This is a genomic window from Pseudanabaena sp. 'Roaring Creek' (assembly GCF_001402795.1).
GTDB lineage: Bacteria > Cyanobacteriota > Cyanobacteriia > Pseudanabaenales > Pseudanabaenaceae > Pseudanabaena.
Window position 1 is genome coordinate 1 of the sequence record NZ_LIRE01000528.1, and the last position, 4831, is coordinate 4831.

The following is a 4831-nucleotide window of genomic DNA, read 5'->3' on the forward strand; positions in this document are numbered from 1 at the left end:
ATGCCTAGCTACTTACAACCCATATTCCATTAATTCAATGGGTAATCCATCGGGGTCGGCGATAAAGGCAACCTGAAAAGTGCGATCGCCAATGGTCTGTTCTATTGGGGGCAAAAGCAATTTGACCTTCCCTAATTTATTAACTAATTCCTGTAAAAAAGATTGGATATTGTCGACATGAAACGATAGGTGATAGTAGCCGACATAATGTTCGTCACCAAAGGGATCGGGAGTATTTTTAGGTTCTGGCACTTGCATTAGTTCCAGATTCGTCCCCGCCCCCTGCATCCAGCAAGCCAATGTAATTCCCGCCGTAAATCGCTCTGTCACCTCAAATCCTAACGCCTCATAAAAGGCGATGGATTGAAAAATATCCGACGTGCGTATCGAAGTATGGTGGTATTTCATGGATCGCTGATTTTGTTGGGGACGATTTAAACCAGAGAGAATAGCGATCGCTATCCTCTGCAAATTCTACCGAGATTTGAACAAAGACTCGATGGTGACGCACCAGACAAAATGCGGTAGGGAGAGCATTCTCTTCCAACGCCAAGGTTCTTGATAGAGACGATAGAGCCATTCTAAATTATTTTTACTAAACCATTCGGGTGCGCGAGTTTTTGTCCCAGACCAGATATCAAAGCTGCCACCCACGCCGATCCATACTGCATTGGGATTGAGATAGCGATTTTTTTGAATCCATAGTTCTTGTCGCGGTACTCCCAGCCCGACCAGTACTAGCTGGGGTTGCGTGCTTCGGATATCCTCACAGATTTGTTTTTCGATCGCTTCATCAAAATAGCCGTGATGTAGTCCTGCGATCACAATATCCATCCATTTTTGTTGCCAAATATCCGCGACATGATCGACGACATTGGGAGCCCCCCCAATTAAAAAGATGCGCCATTTTTGCTCGGCAGCAATCTGGACGATCTGCTCAGATAGTTCGATGCCAGGGCACCGTTCGATCTTTTCCCCTTGCGATCGCAGGTAAAGCACGATTCCCGAACCATCTGGCACGACCAACTCCGCTTCTTGAATGACTTTTGCCAGAGCAGGATTTTTCCTCGCCTGCATTGTCATTTCCGCATTCAACGTCACGACATGAGCGCCTTGATTGTCTCGCAATCTTTGGGCAAGCCAATCCCGATAATTTTCATGGATATGGACGGGCATACCCAATACTTTAAACTGACGCAAAACAATTTTCTCCAGACGCATTTACTAAAGACAATAGATATGATAAAAGCCCCTATGTATACCTTCAAACTATCCGTTAACCCTATGGGGTAATATTACCTAACTTTGTAGTTGTCACAGTCAAAACCTGTGGTGGTACTGCATCCGCAGGATAGAGGAAATCAAACTGGACAACACGGCGATCGCTTGGTGGCATCGTCAAGGTAACTAGAGCCTTGCCCCGTTCGCCACGGCGTAGAACTAAATGCACGTAACGAGTTTGGGCTAAGCCTCTGTCATCACGAAAACGGACTCTGACCGAGCCTCGAAAAAAGACATCATCGGGTAATGGCTCAAAAAATTGCAAACCACCAACGGGCTTATCGTATTTGATCGGATTTTGGAAAGAAAGCGTTACAGTCTGCGTCTCGCTAGTCGGATTGTGCAAAGGCATCGTCAGGTTATACTGCACACCGTAATTACCATGGGCAGAATATGCCGTGTCGGGATAACGTACTTTTAGCGGTGCAGTTTGCACCTGTCCCGTTCCCATCGTCCCGTATTGCAGCAAACTCAATCCATAGGAATAGGATTCTCCACGTTTAGGAATTGCTAGATTATTACTATCCTTATCAGTTAAATTTCCAAACCATTGCGAACCCATTTGAATGCCAGCCACACGGCTATATTCAAAGGCTCCTTCCGTTAAATCTGGCGGGGTAGGGACGACATCGCGAGGTTTAGCTAGTTCGCCATTTTTGAGAATGTTTTCCCATTCTTGCAGATTGGGAGCGCGTTCCGTTCCATCAGCATTTAGTCTGGCATAGAGGGCTAAAGTCGCTAGATAAACCTTGCCATCGCTGCGCAAACGCGAAAGCCCCGATCGCCCATTTAAAGGCGGATCTAATTCTTTGACGGGAATCGGCACATTCATCAGCATTCGACTTTGCTTGGGGGGAATCACGATCTGTGCTGGCAAAATATCCTGACGACGACCGCGCAAAATATCGAGCATGGCGCGATCTCCAGGCCCGCGATACAATTCCCCATTATCATTCTCACTGTAGTTTGGTGCATCATAAAAAGGAGCATCGGGTTGGCTGAGATAGCTCGCACCTTGTAACGTGTCAATAGTTACGGGGCGATCGGTTGGGTTATAGGCGATCGCGCCAATGTATAGCGTACGCAAATCCTTTGGTGGTGGCGCTTTAGAAATATGGTGCGTAAAGAGATCGAAGCGACCTTGAAAGGGAAAGTTTAAATGGGCTCGCGGATATGCCATGCCTTCGGGTGGAAAGGATGACAGTAAAACTCCTTCTGTTTGGACGATCTCGGGACTATTACTGTTAAACATGGGTACATCGTCAAGTTTTCCCATCAATGGACGCATTTCTTGGCGATCTAAAATAATCTTGGGTTGGTTAGCAGCTTGAGCAACTTTGCTGCTTGAATTAGGAATACTCGCCAGATTTGTCGGTGACAAGACTGGGGAGGGAAAATTCAATAGCGACATTAACAAAGCTGACAGCATAGGCTCTTTGCCTCCAAAGTTTGAAGCAGAATTGATTTATATAATACAAGGAATGGTGGAGATGGGCGGCGCTTCGCGCCGCCCATCTCCACCATATACAGCAATAATCGATCAGACGAACCACAAGGGAATTTTTGAAAGCGTTGCTTCGCAACGCTTTCAAAAATTCCCTTGGTTTGGGTTTGAGCGCAAAGCGTTGTAAATCCTTTCCTTTTTAGAACCACCAATTTTTAGGGTGGAAAAACGTTATATTTAGCATGTTTAATCATCTAGTGCGCCAAGCTCATCATGCCTGAACCTATCTGGTCATACGTTACCCCTGGCATCCCAGACGAATTATTCGAGCGCTTGCCGGGCATTCCCATGAGCAAATGCGAAACGAGACTATTAATTATCGGACAACTCCGTCTTAGAGTAAATTCGGTGCTGTGGGATATTGGCGCGGGAACGGGAACTATTCCCATTGAGACGGGGCTCCTATGCCCCAAAGGTAAGATCGTCGCAATTGAGCGCGATGAGGATGTTGCGGGCTTGATCGTCAAAAACTGTCAGAAGTTTGGAATTGATAATGTCGAAATTAACATTGGCAGCGCTCCTGAATGTCTAAAGAGCCTTACGACAGAACCTGATCGCATTTGTATTGAGGGTGGGAGATCGGTATCAGAAATTCTGGAATATTGCTGGGAAAGGTTAAAGGTCGATGGAAGAGCGATCGCAACCACCAATAGTTTAGAAGGGTTATATGCAATTTCCGAGAGCTTTGCCAAACTCCAAGCACGAAATGTGGAAGTGGTGCAATCCTCTGTCAATCGCTTAGAAACTCGCGGTAATCGTCAAGTCTTCGCCGCAGTTAGTCCTATGTTTATTATTAGTGGTGAAAAGTTATAAAACCAAAAAGATGGTAGGGCAAAGCCCCTCCCATCTTTTTGGTCAAGAAATAGCGGTGCGTGGCAAAGCCACGCACCGCTATTTCTTGGTTTTTATACCAATTTCCAAAAGTGTAGCCACACTTTTGGAAATTGGTATTTAGTGGGAAGGGAGTATCAAGATGCTTAAGAAATTTCGCGAATTTGAGGTTTACCGTCCTTAAATTCACCCACGAGGATGAGATCGGTTACACCTACGAATAGCCCATTTTCTACAACTCCAGGAATATTATTTAGAGTTTTTTCAAGTTCGGCGGCATCGGCGATCGCTTCAAAAGTTACATCTAAGACCATATTGCCCTGATCGGTAATTACTGGTCCATCCTTTTTAATCCCCATCCGCAGATCGGGCTTACCACCTAATTTTTCAACAGCTCTAGTTACAGGGGATATTGCCATCGGCAAGACTTCGAGCGGTACGGCAAAAGTTGAACCCAGTTTATCGACTAGTTTTGATTCATCGACCACAACAATAAATAATGTCGCTAACGAATCAACCACTTTTTCGCGAGTGTGAGCCGCGCCACCGCCTTTAATTAAGGTTTTGTGAGGATCGACTTCATCAGCTCCATCGATCGCGACATCAACGCGATCGACATCATCGAGACTGCGGATAGGAATGCCATATTTTTTGCCCAATACCGACGCTTGGAATGACGTAGGAATGCCAACGATATCGGTTAGTTCGCCCACCGCTAGCCTTCTACCCAACTCCTCGATCGCGAAAGCAGTCGTAGAGCCAGTACCCAAGCCCACAACCATCCCTGACTTTACTCGTTGCGCGGCAGCTATACCAACTTCTTGTTTTAATTTTTTAATATCTTCAGCCGAAATACTCATTTATAAATCTCAAAGCAATGCTTTTAATCCTATCGCACCCTGCGATCGGTAGTTGTAAGGGTTTTTAAATTAAGAAATGACTACGCCATTTCTTAATTTGGCATAAAAGCAGAGTAGCGTACTGCTCGCTATGCGAGCAGCACGCTACTCTGCTTTTACCAAGCTGATTATCGCGCCGCCATCCTCTATAGCAACGTAATAGATAGTGAGGACAAATCAAACCCCTAAAGATGAGTTGCGGCGCTTTGCGCCGCAACTCATCTTTAGGGGTTTATGTCCTAAGTAAACTTTACGTTGCTATAGCTATTGAAACTCTTTGATTAAAGTCGCGATCTGCGCGATCGCGTTAGTTGCC

The 4831-nt window shown here is 45.7% G+C and carries 5 protein-coding genes; 1 reads left to right on the top strand and 4 read right to left on the bottom strand.

Features of this window, described 5'->3' with window-relative positions; translation table 11 throughout:
• Positions 1–12: 12 nt before the first annotated feature.
• The 3 genes from AC805_RS15960 to AC805_RS15970 all read right to left on the bottom strand — a co-directional run bounded on the left by AC805_RS15960 (position 13) and on the right by AC805_RS15970 (position 2710).
• Positions 13–408 carry a VOC family protein gene (locus tag AC805_RS15960; RefSeq protein WP_055076337.1) on the bottom strand — a complete coding sequence of 132 codons (396 nt, stop codon included), beginning with the start codon at positions 406–408 and terminating at the stop codon, positions 13–15.
• A gap of 66 nt (positions 409–474) precedes the next feature.
• Positions 475–1200, bottom strand: coding sequence for a WecB/TagA/CpsF family glycosyltransferase (locus tag AC805_RS15965; protein WP_231663188.1), 726 nt, complete (start codon positions 1198–1200; stop codon positions 475–477).
• 82 nt (positions 1201–1282) lie between these two features.
• Positions 1283–2710, bottom strand: coding sequence for a DUF3370 domain-containing protein (locus AC805_RS15970; protein ID WP_072143646.1), 1428 nt, complete (start codon positions 2708–2710; stop codon positions 1283–1285).
• Positions 2711–2998: 288 nt separating this feature from the next.
• Between AC805_RS15970 and cbiT the strand changes: the two genes are divergently transcribed.
• Positions 2999–3598 (top strand): precorrin-6Y C5,15-methyltransferase subunit CbiT, encoded by a 600-nt coding sequence (cbiT, locus tag AC805_RS15975; protein ID WP_055076339.1) that lies wholly within the window; start codon positions 2999–3001, stop codon positions 3596–3598.
• Between the two features lie 164 nt (positions 3599–3762).
• Here cbiT and rpiA read toward each other — a convergent pair whose 3' ends face one another.
• Entirely contained in the window at positions 3763–4476 is a 714-nt protein-coding gene (rpiA, locus tag AC805_RS15980; protein WP_197278756.1) for a ribose-5-phosphate isomerase RpiA, read from the bottom strand.
• Positions 4477–4831: the final 355 nt, after the last annotated feature.

Coding starts and splice junctions, on each gene's coding strand:
- rpiA (WP_197278756.1), bottom strand. CDS start 4,476: ATGAGTATTTCGGCTGAAGATATTAAAAAATTAAAACAAGAAGTTGGT.
- AC805_RS15960 (WP_055076337.1), bottom strand. CDS start 408: ATGAAATACCACCATACTTCGATACGCACGTCGGATATTTTTCAATCC.
- cbiT (WP_055076339.1), top strand. CDS start 2,999: ATGCCTGAACCTATCTGGTCATACGTTACCCCTGGCATCCCAGACGAA.
- AC805_RS15970 (WP_072143646.1), bottom strand. CDS start 2,710: ATGCTGTCAGCTTTGTTAATGTCGCTATTGAATTTTCCCTCCCCAGTC.